10 protein-coding genes are annotated in these 15691 nt (G+C 68.3%); 6 read left to right on the top strand and 4 right to left on the bottom strand.

The window, feature by feature from the left end; translation table 11 throughout:
* The first annotated feature begins 28 nt into the window (after nt 1–28).
* Entirely contained in the window at nt 29–4069 is a 4041-nt protein-coding gene (locus tag HW466_RS10790; protein WP_176316078.1) for a translocation/assembly module TamB domain-containing protein, read from the top strand.
* Nucleotides 4070–4202: 133 nt separating this feature from the next.
* Here the strand turns inward: HW466_RS10790 and metG are convergent, their stop codons facing one another.
* Nucleotides 4203–6371 carry a methionine--tRNA ligase gene (gene metG / locus HW466_RS10795; RefSeq protein WP_060024295.1) on the bottom strand — a complete coding sequence of 723 codons (2169 nt, stop codon included), beginning with the start codon at nt 6369–6371 and terminating at the stop codon, nt 4203–4205.
* 367 nt (nt 6372–6738) lie between these two features.
* Nucleotides 6739–7380: a YiaD family glycine zipper/OmpA-like lipoprotein gene (locus HW466_RS10800; protein WP_059508196.1), complete on the bottom strand. Its 642-nt coding sequence runs from the start codon at nt 7378–7380 to the stop codon at nt 6739–6741.
* 353 nt (nt 7381–7733) lie between these two features.
* Between HW466_RS10800 and apbC the strand changes: the two genes are divergently transcribed.
* From apbC to HW466_RS10825, 5 genes are all read left to right on the top strand, one after another.
* On the top strand, nt 7734–8825 hold the full coding sequence (gene apbC, locus HW466_RS10805) for an iron-sulfur cluster carrier protein ApbC (protein ID WP_059540703.1): 1092 nt from the start codon (nt 7734–7736) through the stop codon (nt 8823–8825).
* A 133-nt stretch (nt 8826–8958) separates the two neighbouring features.
* The gene (gene sodC / locus HW466_RS10810) at nt 8959–9495 is read left to right on the top strand and encodes a superoxide dismutase [Cu-Zn] (protein WP_060121722.1); all 537 of its coding nucleotides are present in this window, start codon (nt 8959–8961) and stop codon (nt 9493–9495) included.
* Nucleotides 9496–9607: 112 nt separating this feature from the next.
* The gene (gene dcd / locus HW466_RS10815) at nt 9608–10177 is read left to right on the top strand and encodes a dCTP deaminase (RefSeq protein WP_006398615.1); all 570 of its coding nucleotides are present in this window, start codon (nt 9608–9610) and stop codon (nt 10175–10177) included.
* 81 nt (nt 10178–10258) lie between these two features.
* Nucleotides 10259–12538, top strand: a complete 2280-nt coding sequence (locus HW466_RS10820; protein ID WP_059451003.1) for an arginine/lysine/ornithine decarboxylase — start codon at nt 10259–10261, stop codon at nt 12536–12538.
* Nucleotides 12538–13380 (top strand): lysozyme inhibitor LprI family protein, encoded by an 843-nt coding sequence (locus tag HW466_RS10825; protein WP_059791636.1) that lies wholly within the window; start codon nt 12538–12540, stop codon nt 13378–13380. The genes HW466_RS10820 and HW466_RS10825 overlap by 1 nt, the downstream gene beginning before the upstream one ends.
* Before the next feature lie 87 nt (nt 13381–13467).
* Here the strand turns inward: HW466_RS10825 and HW466_RS10830 are convergent, their stop codons facing one another.
* Complete coding sequence (locus tag HW466_RS10830; RefSeq protein WP_059508199.1) at nt 13468–14151, bottom strand: HAD family hydrolase; 684 nt, start codon at nt 14149–14151, stop codon at nt 13468–13470.
* A 94-nt stretch (nt 14152–14245) separates the two neighbouring features.
* Nucleotides 14246–15655 (bottom strand): argininosuccinate lyase, encoded by a 1410-nt coding sequence (gene argH / locus HW466_RS10835; RefSeq protein WP_151006933.1) that lies wholly within the window; start codon nt 15653–15655, stop codon nt 14246–14248.
* Nucleotides 15656–15691: the final 36 nt, after the last annotated feature.

Genomic DNA, 15691 nt, shown 5'->3' on the forward strand with positions numbered 1-15691 from the left:
ACGTGTTGCACCCGCCACGACGAACCGCATGACGAAGGATCCGAACGACACGCCGCCGCCTCACGACCCGGACGCCCCCGAGCGCGCGCCCGACGCGCCGCAGCCCGCGCCGCGCCGCGCGCGTGCGGGCCGGATCGTCGCGTGGACGCTCGTGACGATCGTGCTGCTCGCCGTGCTTGCAGCCGGGCTCGTACTGGCCGCGGCGACGACCGAGCGCGGCACGCGGCTGGCGTGGCAGACCGCCGTGCGCGTGCTGGGCGGCCGGCTGACCGGCACGCTGGACGGCGGCGCGCTGGCGACGGGCGTGCGGCTGCGCGGCTTCGCGTGGACGAGCCCCGGCGGCGCCGGCACCGAAGTGCGGATCGACCGGCTCGACGGCCGCTGGGCGCTGACCCGCGCGCCGTGGCGGCTGACCGTCGACTACCTTCGCGCGGGCACGGTCGACGTGCGGATCGCGCCGGGTCCGTCGACGCCGTCCACGACGCCGCAGGACCTGAGCCTGCCGCTGCAGTTGCGGATCGACGACCTGCGCGTCGATCACCTGGCGATTCACGAAGGCGGCTCGACGACGCAGCTCGACCATCTCGCGCTGAGCGGTCGCAGCGACGGCCGTCACCATGAGCTTGCACTCGACGGCGTCGACACGCCGTACGGCGCGCTGACCGCGCGCGCGAACCTCGACGGCGTGAAGCCGTTCGCGCTGACGGGCACCGCGACCTACGCGGGCAAGCTCGCCGACGAACCGGTGAATGCGAGCGCGAACGTATCGGGCTCGCTCGAAGCGCTCGTCGCCGACGTCACCGCGAGCGGGATGAAGCTGAACGGGCGTGCGCACGTCGAGGCCGCGCCGTTCGGCGCGGTGCCGCTCACCCGCGCGTCGCTTGCGTTCGATCACGTGAACCCGCAGGCGATCTCGCCCGGCGCGCCGGCCGCCGATCTCGCGGTGCGCGCGGAGCTGGCGCCCGTGACCGCGCCGGCCAAAGGATTCGCGGTGACCGGCCCGGTGTCGATCGTCAATGCGAAGCCCGGCACGCTCGGCGAGCATCTGCTGCCGGTCGTCGACGCACATGCGACCGTCAATCTCGATGCACACGCGCAGCGGATCGACGGCCTCGCGCTGAAGCTGATCCGCGACGGCAACGTGACCGGCGGCGGCACGCTGACCGGCGGCAAGGGCCGCTTCGACCTGAAGGTCGCGAACCTCGATCTCAACGCGTTCGTCGTCGAGTTGCGGCCGATGCGCCTCGGCGGCCCGCTCGGCGTGACGCTCGCCGGCGATGCGACGACCGTCGACTTCGATCTGAACGATCCGAAGCTGGCGCTCGGCGCGCGCGCGAAGGTCGCGCTGACGCAGCAGCAGACGGTGCTGACCGATGCGCGCGTGACGGCTGGCAAGGGCCGGATCGACCTGACCGGCGTGTTCCGCCACGACGCGCATTCGAGCTACGACGCGAAGGCGACGCTGACCGCGTTCGATCCGCTGCTGCTGGCCGCGATGAGCGCGCCGGGCGCGGGCGGCGGCAAGCCGGCCGCCAAAACGGCGAAGGCAACGGCGAAGGCGCCGGCCCGGCGCGGCGAGACGCGCGTATCGGGCACGTTGACGGCCTCCGGTGCGTTCGCGCCGCAAATGTCGACGAAGGCGACCTTCAAGCTCGGCGACAGCCTCTACGACGGCGTGCCGCTGACCGGCGCCGGCGTCGTGCAGCTCGTCGGCGCGCGGATCCTGCCGAGCAACGCGAACCTGTCGATCGCGGGCAACCATGTCGAGCTGCGCGGCAGTTTCGGCGCGCCGGGCGACCGGCTGCGCTTCGTCGTCGACGCGCCCGAGCTCGATCGACTCGGCTTCGGCGTGCAGGGGCTCGTGCAGGCGCAGGGCGAGCTGACCGGCAGCTTCGCGCATCCGAACGTGACGGGCACCTACAAGGCCCAGCACGTCGTGGTGGGCTCGAACCGGATCGGTGCCGCGCAGGGGCGCGCCGACATCCGCGACGGCGCGCACGGCGCGCTCGTATTCACGACCGACGCGACCGACATCGCGCTCGGCTCGCTGCAATTGAAATCGCTGCGCGCGAACCTCGACGGCACGCGCGCGAAGCACACGCTCGACGCGTCGGCGCTCGGGGCGGCCGACGGCCGCGTGATCGACCTGACGCTCGCGGCGAACGGTGGCGTGATCGAGAACCGCGACGGGATGCGCTGGGACGGTACCGTCACGCGCCTCGCGAACCGCGGCACGCCGGCGGTGGCGCTCCAGTCGCCGCTCGCCGTGTCGGCTGGCGCCGGCCGCGTGACGCTCGGCGCGACGCGGCTCACGCTCGAGGGCGCGGAGATCGACCTGAAGTCGTTCGTGTTCGATCACGGCCAGATGCGCTCGGCAGGCGCCGTGCGCGGCGCGTCGGTCGCGCGCTTCCTCGAGATCCGCCAGGAGCTGACGGGCCAGCGGCCGCCGGTGCGCACCGACGTCGTGCTCGATGCCGACTGGGATTTCTCGCTCGGCGCGAACGCGACGGGTTACGTGCAGGTGAAGCGGCGCGGCGGCGACGTGACGATCGAGACCGGCCGCGGCATCGCGTCGCTTGGCCTGACCGACCTGTCGGCGCGCGCGAGCTTTGCGCCCGGCAACCGGCTCAACGTGGTGGCGCTCGCGAAGGCGAACCGGGTCGGCACGCTCGATGCGAACGTCACCGTGCCGTTCGCGCTGCGCGACGGCGTGTTCGGCGTCGTCGACGACGGCCCGCTCGCCGGCCGCATCGACGCCGACATCCCGTCGCTGAAGGCGACCGGCAACCTGTTCGGGCCGAGCTACCTGCTCGGCGGGCGCGCGGCGCTGAAGCTGACGATCGCGGGCACGCCGGTGAAGCCGAACGTGTCGGGGATGCTGACGGGAGATGACCTGTCCGCGACGCTCGTCGACCAGGGCGTGCAGCTGAAGGACGGCATCGTGCGCGTGAAGCTCGCGGAGAACCTCGTCGAATTCCAGCAGGTCGAGTTCCACGGCGGCGACGGCACGTTGCGCGCGATCGGCCGCGTGCGTCTCGACGGCGAGGCGCCGGACCTGACCGCGAGCATCGTCGCGGACAAGCTCGAACTGTTCGCGGCGCCCGATCGCAAGCTGTCGCTGTCGGGCAAGGCGACCGTCGCGAACGACGGGCCGCGCGGCGCGCTGTCGATCGACGGCAAGTTCGTCGTGGATCGTGCGTTGTTCGACCTGCCGGAGGACGCGGCGCCGCACTTGTCCGACGACGTCGTCGTGGTGCGCCCGGACGGGACGGTGCGCGGCGAGACGCCCACCGGCACGGCGGTCGCGAAGCCGCAGAAGGTCGACAACAAGCCGGCACCGTCGCTCGCGCCGCGCGCGAACATCGACATCGGCCTCGGCAACAACTTCCGCTTCAAGGGGCACGGCGCGGATCTCGGGCTGCGCGGCACGATCACCGTGATGAGCGCGCCGGGCGTGCCGCTGCGCGCGGTCGGCAACGTGCGCGTGACCGAAGGGTCCACGTATACGTCGTTCGGCCGCAAGCTCGCGGTCGAGAACGGCTTCTTCACGTTCAACGGCCCCGTGTCGAATCCGGGCGTGAACATTCTCGCGATGCGGCGCAACCAGGAGGTCGAGGCCGGCGTGCAGGTCACCGGCACGATCCAGGCGCTGACGGTCAAGCTGGTGTCGGAGCCGAACGTCACCGACAACGAAAAACTGTCGTGGCTGCTGTTCGGGCACGGCACCGACCAGGGCAACAACGTCGGCCAGCAGGGCACGATGACGGCGGCGCTCGCGCTGCTGGGCAGCGTGACCGGCAAGCGTGTCGCGCAGACCTTCGGGCTCGACGAATTCTCGATCGGCCGCAGCGATGTCGGGCTGACCGATCCGCAGGTCATCCAGGTGTCGAAGGCGATCAACGAACGCTTCGTGCTCGGCTTCGAGCAGGGCCTGCAGTCGGCGAGCAACGCGTTCAAGGCGACGATCAACCTGACGCGCTTCTGGTCGGTGTCCGCATACGGCGGCACGTTCCAGGGCGTCGACCTAAACTACACGCGGCGCTTCGATCGCTGGTTCAGCCAGCGGTGACGCTGCCGTACGCCGGCACGCGCCGGGTTCGTCGTCGTCGCTCGCATCGCTTTCCGTCGGCCCGGTGCGGGCATAAAAAAACCCCGCACGCGATCGGTGCGGGGTGTCTCGTGCAAGCGGCCGTGCGTGCGGCTTACTTCACGCGCATGCCGGGCTTCGCGCCGCTGTGCGGCTCGAGGATGTAGAGGCCCGGCTCGGCCTTCTCGTCGGCAGCCGACGCGGCGAGCACCATCCCTTCGGACAGCCCGAACTTCATCTTGCGCGGCGCGAGGTTCGCGACCATCACCGTCAGCTTGCCGACGAGCTGCTCGGGCTGGTACGCCGACTTGATGCCGGAGAACACGTTGCGGGTCTTTTCCTCGCCGATGTCGAGCGTGAGCTGCAGCAGCTTGTCCGAGCCTTCGACGGCCTGGCACGCGACGATCTTCGCGATGCGCAGGTCGACCTTCGCGAAATCGTCGATCGAGATCGGACCGTCGTCGGCTGCGTTCGCGGCGGCCGGCTTTGCGTTCGCCTTGGCGTTCTTGCCCGCCTTCGCGGCGTTGGCGGTGGCGGTGGCCGTGCCCGCGGCAGCAGCGCCGGCAGCGTCGGCCTGCAGCGAATCGCGGTTCGCCGCGAGCAGCGCGTCGATCTGCTTCGGATCGACCCGCGTCATCAGGTGCTGGTACGCCTTGATCGGCTGCGCGGACGACAGCGGCTTCGCGGCGTCGGCCCACGTGAGCGGCGCGATCCCGAAGAAGGCCTCGACGGCTTCGGCCACGCGCGGCATCACCGGCTTCAGCGCGAGCGACAGCAGGCGGAATGCCTCGAGGCTCACGCTGCAGGTTTCGTGCAGCGCGACCGCGTTGGCCGGATCCTTCGCGAGTTCCCACGGCTTCGCGCCGTCGACGTACGCGTTCACTTCGTCGGCGAGTTCCATCGTCTGGCGCAGCGCGCGGCTGTATTCACGCGCCTCGTAGTGCGACGCGATCGCGGGAATCGCACCGCGCAGCTTCGCGACGAGCGGATGATTCATCGCGCTGTCCTGCACGCGGCCGTCGAAGCGCTTGAGCAGGAAGCCCGCCGCCCGGCTCGCGATGTTCACGTACTTGCCGACGAGATCGCTGTTCACGCGCGCCTGGAAGTCGTCGAGGTTCAGGTCGATGTCTTCCATCGTCGCGTTCAGCTTCGCGGCGAAGTAGTAGCGCAGCCATTCCGGGTTCAGGCCGGTGTCGATGTAGCTCTGCGCGGTGATGAACGTGCCGCGCGACTTCGACATCTTCGCGCCGTCGACCGTCAGGAAGCCGTGCGCGAACACGTTGGTCGGCGTGCGATGGCCCGAGAATTCGAGCATCGCCGGCCAGAACAGCGTGTGGAAATACAGGATGTCCTTGCCGATGAAGTGGTACTGCTCGGCGCTCGAGCCCGACCGGATCCACGCGTCGAAGTCGATGCCCTTGCGGTCGCACAGGTTCTTGAAGCTCGCGTAATAGCCGACCGGCGCGTCCAGCCACACGTAGAAGTACTTGCCGGGGGCGCCCGGGATCTCGAAGCCGAAGTACGGCGCGTCGCGCGAGATGTCCCAGTCGGCGAGCTTCGCCTCGCCGGCGTCGCCGAGCCATTCGCGCATCTTGTTGGTGGCTTCGGGCTGGGCGAGGCCGCTGACCCATTCGCGCAAGAACGATTCGCAGCGCGGGTCCGACAGGCGGAAGAAGTAGTGCGTCGACGTCTTGCGCACCGGCGTCGCACCGGACACGACCGAGTACGGGTTCAGCAGTTCGGTCGGCAGGTAGGTCGAACCGCACACTTCGCAGTTGTCGCCGTATTGGTCCTTCGCGTGGCACTTCGGGCATTCGCCCTTGATGAAACGGTCCGGCAGGAACATTTCCTTGACCGGGTCGTACGCCTGCTCGATCTCGCGCTCGGCGATCAGGTCGTTGTCCTTCAGCGCGAGGTAGATCTTCTCGCTCAGCACGCGGTTCTCGTCCGAGTCGGTCGAGTAGAAGTTGTCGAACGACACGCCGAAGCTGTCGAAATCGCGCTTGTGTTCGGTCCATACACGCTCGATCAGCTGCTTCGGCGTGAGGCCTTCCTTTTCCGCGCGCAGCATGACCGGCGTGCCGTGCGTGTCGTCGGCGCCGATGTAGTAGACCTCGTGGCCGTGCATTCGCAGCGTCCGCACCCAGATGTCGGTCTGGATGTACTCGACCAGATGGCCGATATGGATCTGGCCGTTGGCGTAGGGCAGTGCGGACGTAACGAGGATCTGGCGGCGGCCTTGCGGCGCCGCGGCCTGCACGGAAGTGAGGTCGGTTGCGGACATAGGGTCTGTAGAAGAACGGCTGAAACGACGGAAACTGCGATTCTAGCAGGGGCGCGGGCAGGTCAGCCGGCGCGGGCGCCGTGGAGCGGGCGCCGGAAGGAGCGGGCCGCCGTGGCGGCGTGCCCGGCGGTGCGATGCTGCAACGCAGCACACAAATTCCGGGCAAAAAAAACCGGGGCGGATACGGCCCCGGAGCAACAACGACAAGAGGAGAATGGTGACGCGCCGGCTGCGCCAGCCGCGTACCGTAAAGACAGACCGCGGGCCGCGACAGAAGTTCGAATTTTTTTTCGATTTGTTACGGGCCCCGCTGGAAGCCTTGTGCGACGGGGGCGTGCGCCCCCGTTTGCTCCTCTCGCGGCGGTGCTTACTGCTGCGCTGCGCGCAGGTAGATCTCGACGCGGCGGTTTTGCGCGCGGCCGGCTTCGGTCGCGTTGTCCGCGATCGGGTTCGACGGGCCCATGCCTTGTGCCGACAGGCGGCCGCCGGCGACGCCGCGCTGCACCAGCGCGTTCACGACGCTCTGCGCACGGTTCTGCGACAGCGTCTGGTTCAGCTGTGCCGAGCCCGTGCTGTCCGTGTAGCCGATGATCGATGCGGTCACTTGCGGGTTCTGGTTCAGCGTCGTCGCCAGGTCGTTCAGCAGCGGCGTGAACGCCGGCGTGATCGCGTACTGGTTCGTCGCGAACGTCACCGAGCTCGGCACGTTCAGCTTCAGCGAGCCGTCCGGCTGCTCGGTCACCTGCGTGCCCGTCTTGGCTGCCGACGGCGCGAGCTTGTTCTTGATCGCTTGCCAGTTGTAACCCGTCACGCCGCCGACCAGTGCGCCGACGCCCGCGCCGATCGCCGCGCCCTTGCCGCCACCGGCCAGCGCGCCGATGCCCGCGCCCAGCGCCGCACCCGTGCCGGTGCCCACGGCCGTATTGTTGCCTTGCTGCGTGGCGCAGCCTGCCAGCAGCGCGCCGGCGAGTGCGAAGACGGACAGGCGAGTCGCGATTTTCATGTTCATCTTGGATTCCTCTCTTGGTTGAACGAGTCGACAACGACGACAAACAACAGTTACGGCTCCCTGCACGGACACCCGAAAAAGGAAGGGCGAGCCCGTGCCCGCGGCAGCCGTCGAGGCGGCCGCATGCCCTGTTCGTCAGCGGGGCTGTTCCGGACAGGGCAACGCATCAGCCTCTACAATATAGGCGGTTGGCGGCCGATTTGGCCCCATAGCATGCCGCACGCGAAGATTGCTCCGACGCGCGCGTTCGCGCAATGGCGTGCAACAGATTCTTTCACTTTTCCCGATTTTCGCAGCGTTATTTGATATTTCTTGACGTTTGCGCGAGAGAAAAACGATTTCACGGAGTTTCGATGAGCATTGATCGGGCACACGTCGACGCCGCACTGGCGGCAGTCGTCGATCCCAATACCGGCCGTCCGTACGCGGCGAACAAGGGCGTGCGCAACGTCGCGATCGACGGCGACGCCGTGGCGGTCGACGTGGTGCTCGGCTATCCCGCGCGCAGCCAGCACGACGACGTGCGCGCGCGCATCGCCGATGCGCTGAAGGCCGTGCCGGGCGTGCGCGACGCGCGCGTCGCCGTGTCGCAGGAGATCGTCGCGCACACGGTCCAGCGCGGCGTGAAGCTGCTGCCGAACGTGAAGAACATCGTCGCGGTCGCATCGGGCAAGGGCGGCGTCGGCAAGAGCACGACGGCCGTGAACCTCGCGCTCGCGCTCGCCGCCGAAGGCGCGTCGGTCGGCATTCTCGACGCCGACATCTACGGGCCGTCGCTGCCGACCATGCTCGGCATCCACGGCCAGCGCCCCGAGTCGCCGGACAACCAGTCGATGAATCCGCTGGTCGGTCATGGACTGCAGGCGAACTCGATCGGTTTCCTGATCGAGGAGGACAACCCGATGGTGTGGCGCGGCCCGATGGCGACGTCGGCGCTCGAGCAGCTGCTGCGGCAGACCAACTGGCGCGAGCTCGACTATCTGATCGTCGACATGCCGCCGGGCACCGGCGACATCCAGCTCACGCTCGCGCAGCGCGTGCCGGTGACGGGCGCCGTGATCGTGACGACGCCGCAGGACATCGCGCTGCTCGATGCGAAGAAGGGCCTGAAGATGTTCGAGAAGGTCGGGATTCCGATCCTCGGGATCGTCGAGAACATGAGCATCCACATCTGCTCGAACTGCGGCCACGAAGAGCACATCTTCGGCGCGGGCGGCGCCGAGCGGATGGCGCAGGATTACGGCGTGACCGTGCTCGGCAGCCTGCCGCTCGACATCGCGATCCGCGAGCGCGCCGACAGCGGCACGCCGACGGTCGTGGCCGAACCGGATGGCGCGCTGGCGCGGCGCTACCGCGACATCGCGCGCGGGGTCGCGCTGGCGATCGCCGAGCGCGCGCGCGACATGACGTCGAAGTTCCCGTCGATCGTTGTTCAAAATACGTAAAACCCTTGCGGGGCGGGGCCTCACGCTGTTTACGGCATCGCGAGGCGCGGTATCATGGCGACTTTTCCCGGGTCCCTTTACCCGCCCGGCACGGCAGCCGTCTCGAACGGCCGCCAGCCGGCATGAGGATCGAATGAACCAACGACATCACGGCGTGCATGCCGGCCGCGCGCGGCGCGCGCTGCTGGCCGCCGCCGCGCTGGGCCTGCTGGCCGGCTGTGCCTCTTTTTCCTCGTCGCACGAGAAGCGCGCCGACGCGCAATTGCAGCCGACCGTCGGCTCGCAGGCGCACGGCGCGGTCACGTTCGTCGAGCGTCCCGACGGCGTGCAGGTCACCTACAACCTCGTCGGGCTGCCGCCGAACAGCGATCACGCACTGCAGGTGCACGAGCGCGGCGACTGCAACGCGGGCGACGGCTCGAGCGCCGGCCAGGTGTTCGCGCCGGCCGCCGACCGGCTGCGCGCCGGTGCGCGCGTCGCCGGCGATCTCGGCAACATCCATGCGGACGCGAACGGCGTCGCGGCCGGTTTCATCGTCGCGCCCGATCTGGCCCTCGACGGCGTGCGCTCCGCGCTGAATCGCGCGGCACTGGTGCACCGCGACCCGAGCGACCCGGCGTTTCCGCAGCATGGAGCGGGCCCCGCGCTGGCCTGCGGCGTGATCCGGTGACGGCCGCCGCGTGCGCGAGCCGATGATCGCGTAAAATGTGCGCCTTTCCCGGCCGCCGCCTCGCGGGCGCGGCCCTCACCGACTGTCACGCAGCGTTTCCAGGCGCCCTGATATGAGCATCAAGTCCGACAAATGGATTCGGCGCATGGCCGAAGAACACAAGATGATCGAGCCGTTCGTGCCCGATCAGGTTCGCGCGTCCGAGGACGGTCGCAGGATCGTCAGCTACGGCACGTCGAGCTACGGCTACGACATCCGCTGCGCGGACGAATTCAAGATCTTCACGAACATCAACTCGACGATCGTCGATCCGAAGAACTTCGACGAAGGTTCGTTTGTCGATTTCAAGGGCGACGTGTGCATCATCCCGCCGAACTCGTTCGCGCTGGCCCGCACCGTCGAATATTTCCGCATTCCGCGCACCGTGCTCACCGTCTGCCTCGGCAAGTCGACGTATGCGCGCTGCGGGATCATCGTCAACGTGACGCCGTTCGAACCCGAGTGGGAAGGCTACGTCACGCTGGAATTCTCGAATACCACGCCGCTGCCCGCGAAGATCTACGCGAACGAAGGTGTCGCGCAGGTGCTGTTCTTCGAAAGCGACGAAGTGTGCGACGTGTCGTACGCCGATCGCGGCGGCAAGTATCAGGGTCAGCGCGGTGTCACGCTGCCGAAAACCTGATCTGGTTGCATAACGTCTCACCAGTTTCCGGGTGACCGCTGCGCGTGACGCGCCGCGGTCGTTCTTTTTGGAGAATCGCCCATGAAGTTTCGTTTCCCCGTCGTTATCATCGACGAAGATTTCCGCTCCGAGAACATCTCGGGCTCCGGCATCCGGGCGTTGGCCGAAGCGATCGAGAAGGAGGGCGTCGAAGTCCTCGGCCTCACGAGCTACGGCGATCTGACGTCGTTCGCGCAGCAGTCGAGCCGCGCGTCGTGCTTCATCCTGTCGATCGACGACGACGAACTCATGCTCGGCGAAACGGGCCCGGACGGCGAGCTGCCGGAACTCGCGACCGCGATCATCGAGTTGCGCGCGTTCGTCGCCGAAGTGCGCCGCCGCAACGCGGACATCCCGATCTTCCTGTACGGCGAGACGCGCACGTCGCGCCACCTGCCGAACGACATCCTGCGCGAGCTGCACGGCTTCATCCACATGTTCGAGGACACGCCGGAGTTCGTCGCGCGCCACATCATCCGCGAGGCGAAGGTCTATCTCGACTCGCTCGCGCCGCCGTTCTTCAAGGAGCTGGTGAAGTACGCGGACGAAGGCTCGTACTCGTGGCACTGCCCGGGCCACTCGGGCGGCGTCGCGTTCCTGAAGAACCCGCTCGGCCAGATGTTCCACCAGTTCTTCGGCGAGAACATGCTGCGCGCGGACGTCTGCAACGCCGTCGACGAACTCGGCCAGCTGCTCGATCACACGGGCCCGGTCGCGGCGTCCGAGCGCAATGCGGCGCGCATCTTCAGCGCGGATCACCTGTTCTTCGTGACCAACGGCACGTCGACGTCGAACAAGATCGTCTGGCATGCGACGGTCGCACCCGGCGACATCGTGCTGGTCGACCGCAACTGCCACAAGTCGATCCTGCACGCGATCACGATGACGGGCGCGATTCCGGTGTTCCTCACGCCGACGCGCAACCACTTCGGCATCATCGGGCCGATCCCGCGCGACGAATTCAAGCCGGAGAACATCCGCAAGAAGATCGAGGCGAACCCGTTCGCACGCGAGGCGATGCGCGAGAACCCGGACCTGAAACCGCGCATCCTGACGATCACGCAGAGCACGTACGACGGCGTGGTCTACAACGTCGAGATGATCAAGGACCTGCTCGGCGACCTGCTCGACACGCTGCACTTCGACGAAGCGTGGCTGCCGCACGCGACGTTCCACCCGTTCTACCGCGACATGCACGCGATCGGCGACGGCCGTCCGCGTACGGGCGCGCTCGTGTTCGCGACGCATTCGACGCACAAGCTGCTCGCGGGCATCTCGCAGGCGTCGCAGATCGTCGTGCAGGATTCGGAGAACCGCACGTTCGACAAGCATCGCTTCAACGAGGCGTACCTGATGCACACGTCGACGAGCCCGCAGTACGCGATCATCGCGTCGTGCGACGTCGCGGCTGCGATGATGGAGCCGCCGGGCGGCACCGCGCTCGTCGAGGAATCGATCGCCGAGGCGATCGACTTCCGTCGCGCGATGCGCAAGGTCGACGCCGAATACGGCGACGACTGGTTCTTCAGCGTGTGGGGGCCGGACGACCTGTCGGAAGAAGGCATCGGCTCGCGCGAGGACTGGATGCTCAAGCCGAACGACCACTGGCACGGCTTCGGCCCGCTGGCGGAAGGCTTCAACATGCTCGACCCGATCAAGGCGACGATCATCACGCCGGGGCTCGACGTCGACGGCGAGTTCGGCGAGACGGGCATTCCGGCCGCGATCGTCACGAAGTACCTGGCCGAGCACGGGATCATCGTCGAGAAGACCGGCCTGTATTCGTTCTTCATCATGTTTACGATCGGCATCACGAAGGGCCGCTGGAACTCGATGGTGACCGAGCTGCAGCAGTTCAAGGACGACTACGACAACAACCAGCCGCTGTGGCGCGTGCTGCCGGAATTCGTCGCGCAGCATCCGCGTTACGAGCGTGTCGGCCTGCGCGACCTCTGCACGCAGATCCACGACGTGTACCGTGCGAACGACATCGCGCGCCTGACGACGGAGATGTACCTGTCGGACATGGAGCCCGCGATGAAGCCGTCGGACGCGTTCGCGAAGCTCGCGCACCGCAAGATCGACCGCGTGCCGCTCGACGAACTCGAAGGCCGCGTGACGAGCATCCTGCTCACGCCGTACCCGCCGGGCATTCCGCTCTTGATCCCGGGCGAGCGCTTCAACAAGACGATCGTGAACTACCTGCGGTTCGCGCGCGACTTCAACGAGCGCTTCCCGGGCTTCCACACCGACATCCACGGTCTCGTCGCGGAAGAAGTGAACGGCCGCGTCGAGTACTTCGTCGACTGCGTGCGCGACTGATGGCGGCGCAGGGACGAATCCGGACGATGCGCGCGGCGCTGGCCGCGCTCGTCGTCTGGGCGAGCGGGTTCGCAGGGCTTGCGGGGCTGAACGTCGCGCATGCGGAGGTGGCGGCGGCCGACCCGATCGACGTTGCGATGCGGCAGTGTCTCGCGCGGCGCGACCGGTCGTCGACGGCCGGCCAGATCCAGTGCATGGGCGAAGCGCAGCAGCAATGGCAGGCGGTGATGGACAGCGCGTACCAGCGCCTGTCGAACGACGCGCCGGCCGACGTGAAGCGCGGCTGGCAGGACAGCCAGCGCCACTGGGTCACGTGGCGCAAGGACGAGGTTCATCTGCTGAAGGCCGTATACGACACGACGCGCGGCACCGCGTATGCGATGTCGAGCGCCGACCTGCAGCTGCAGCCCGTGCGCGATCGCGCATTGGCGCTGCGCGCGGCGGCCGACCGCTATGCGCCGCCGCCCGCCGCCGTGCCGGTCGCGGCCACGAGCCGTGCGCAAGGCGACACCGCGAGCGGTGCGGGCAAGGCGCCGGGCACGGCCGCGGCAGCCACCGGCAAGCCGGCGAACGTACCGCGCGATCCGGCGATACGCCGCGTGCGGCCGTGCGTGCAGGATGCCGCGTGCGAACACGCGCTGTTCGATTTGAATCGCTATTACCAGAAGCTGCGTCGCAAGATGCCCGCGCATTCGGCCGCGACGCTCGTGCGTGCGCAACGCGCGTGGGTGGCGTTCCGCGATGCGACGGCGCCGCTCGTCGGCGAGGACGGACGCGTCGACCTGATCGGCGCGCGCATCGCGACGATGAAGCGGCTGTCGGAGACGGCCGGCAACAACTGACGAGCGTCGCGACGCCGGTCATGCGGCGCGGTAACGGAAAACGGGCACCCGAGGGTGCCCGTTCGCATGTGGCGTGTCGCGAGGTGCCTACGCCGGCTGCTGCGTGTCCATGCGGCCGAACCACGACGGCACGAGCGCGACTGCATCGTCGAGCGATGCGAGCACGTGCAGGCTCAGCGCGACGATCTCGGGCGTCGGCGCCTTCAGGTCGGGCACGGTGACGACCGATGCGCCCGCGCCGGCGGCCGATTGCGCGCCGAAGTCGCTGTCCTCGAACGCAACGCACGCGTGCGCCGGCACGCCGAGGCGTTCGGCCGCGAGCCGGTACACGGCCGGGTCGGGCTTGCCGCGCGCGACTTCGTCGCCGCCCGCGATCGCGCGGAAGAACGGCAGCACGCCGACCGCGTCGAGCCGCGCACGGATCACGTCGCGCGCGGACGACGATGCGACCGCGCACGGAATGCCTGCCTGCGCGAGCGTCTCGAGCAGCGCCAGCGCGCCGGATTTCAGCGGAAACTTCGGATGAGGTTCGGGCGCGGCCAGCTGCTCGCGCACGCGGGTGCGCACGGCGTCGAACGTGTCGGCGTCGCCGATGAGCCGCGCGAGAATCACCTGGCCCTCGGCGAACGAGCGGCCGACGATTTGCAGATAATCGATTTCGGTCAGCACGACGCCGTGCGCACTCGACACGTCGATCCACGTGTTCATGATGGTCCGCTCGGAATCGACGAGCAGGCCGTCCATGTCGAAGAGCGCGGCGGAGAAGGTCATCGGCGGTATCCGGGAAGCGGGAAAGGCGTCGAGCGGCACGACGGCCGCCCGAGGGAAGGACGGACGCGCCAGGCGCCCGTGCATGCCGGCAGGCTTACTTGCCGAGCGCGGCGCGAGCGGCCTTGACCGCCGCACGCACTTGGTCGGGCGCGGTGCCGCCCGGGTGGTTGCGGCTCGCGACCGAACCTTCGAGCGTCAGGTAGCCGAACACGTCGTCGCCGATCAGGTGCGCGACGTTCGGCAGTTCCCGCTTCATTTCGTCGAGCGTCAGGTCGGCGAGGTCGATGCCGCGGTCGTCGCAGATCTTCACCGCGTGCGCGACGGCTTCATGCGCATCGCGGAACGGCAGCCCGCGCTTCACGAGATAGTCGGCGAGGTCGGTCGCGGTCGAGAAGCCCTGCAGCGCGGCCGCGCGCATCGCATCCGGCTTCACGGTGATGCCGGCGACCATCTCGGCGAAGATGCGCAGCGTGTCGGCGACGGTGTCGACCGTGTCGAACAGCGGCTCCTTGTCTTCCTGGTTGTCCTTGTTGTACGCGAGCGGCTGGCCCTTCATCAGCGTAAGAAGCGCCATCAGGTGGCCGTTGACGCGGCCCGTCTTGCCGCGCGCGAGCTCGGGCACGTCCGGGTTCTTCTTCTGCGGCATGATCGAGCTGCCGGTGCAGAAGCGGTCGGCGATGTCGATGAAGCCGACGCGCGGGCTCATCCACAGCACGAGTTCTTCGGAGAAACGCGATACGTGCGTCATCACGAGCGCCGATGCCGCCGTGAATTCGATCGCGAAGTCGCGATCCGACACCGCGTCGAGCGAGTTCGCGCAGATGCCGTCGAAGCCGAGCGTCTTCGCGACGGCGTGACGGTCGATCGGGTAGCTCGTGCCGGCGAGCGCGGCCGCGCCGAGCGGCAGGCGGTTCACGCGGGTGCGGCAGTCGCGCATGCGCTCGGCGTCGCGCGTGAACATCTCGACGTACGCGAGCAGGTGGTGGCCGAACGTGACCGGCTGCGCGACCTGCAGGTGCGTGAAGCCCGGCATGATCGTGTCCGCGTTCTTTTCCGCGAGGTCGATCAGCGCGCCGCGCAGGTCGTTCAGCAGGCCGCCGATGCGGTCGATCTCGCCGCGCAGCCACAGACGGATGTCGGTCGCGACCTGGTCGTTGCGCGAGCGGCCCGTGTGCAGGCGCTTGCCGGCATCGCCGATCAGCGCGGTCAGGCGCGCCTCGATGTTCAGGTGGACGTCCTCGAGATCCAGCTGCCATTCGAATTCGCCGCGCTCGATCTCGCCCTTGATCTGCGTCATCCCGCGTTCGATCGCGGCGAGGTCGTCGGCGCTGATGATCTTCTGCGCCGCGAGCATGCTCGCGTGCGCGAGCGAGCCGGCGATGTCGACGAGCGCGAGGCGCTTGTCGAAAAACACCGACGACGTGTAGCGCTTGACCAGCTCCGACATCGGTTCCGAGAAGCGGGCCGACCAGGCCTCGCCCTTTTTGTGCAGTTGGGACGTCATGGCGATTCTTCGAAGGGGAGTTGGGCGGCGTGCGCC

Source organism: Burkholderia territorii (assembly GCF_902833055.1).
Taxonomy (GTDB): Bacteria; Pseudomonadota; Gammaproteobacteria; order Burkholderiales; family Burkholderiaceae; genus Burkholderia; species Burkholderia territorii.